This is a genomic window from Marichromatium sp. AB32 (assembly GCF_003718675.1).
Lineage (GTDB): Bacteria > Pseudomonadota > Gammaproteobacteria > Chromatiales > Chromatiaceae > Marichromatium > Marichromatium gracile.
Genome location: NZ_RHFJ01000158.1, coordinates 1 through 381, shown reverse-complemented (window position 1 = coordinate 381; position 381 = coordinate 1). Strand labels below are relative to the sequence as shown.

At 44.1% G+C, this 381-nt stretch carries 1 pseudogene; it reads left to right on the top strand.

Features of this window, described 5'->3' with window-relative positions:
• Nucleotides 1-137 (top strand): annotated as a pseudogene (gene sdhB, locus EBL85_RS16965) (succinate dehydrogenase iron-sulfur subunit); the annotation flags it as partial.
• Between the last annotated feature and the right edge of the window lie 244 nt (nt 138-381).

Here is a 381-nt window from a genome sequence, read left to right as displayed (position 1 = left end):
TGTCTGATCTTGATGATGCATTTAGCGTTTTTCGTTGCCATGGCATCATGAATTGTGTAAGTGTTTGTCCTAAGGGATTAAATCCGACGAAAGCCATCGGTCACATTAAGTCGATGTTGGTTAATCGTTCGGTTTAATTTACTCGCTCTTAGGAATGTCGCAGTGTTGCGGATCACCCGATATGACCGCTTCACTGCTTCAGTAATATACGAGTAAAGAATACAAAAATTGCCGACCGTATTTTTAGTCGGCTGTTATAGCTCGGCAAAGACCGAAGCAAACGTGAAAACTACTGGTTAAGGGAAAATATGCACAACGGCGTGATGAAGGCATGGCGCGAGTCTTCACACTTGGCTGGCGCCAATGCAACTTATGTAGAGG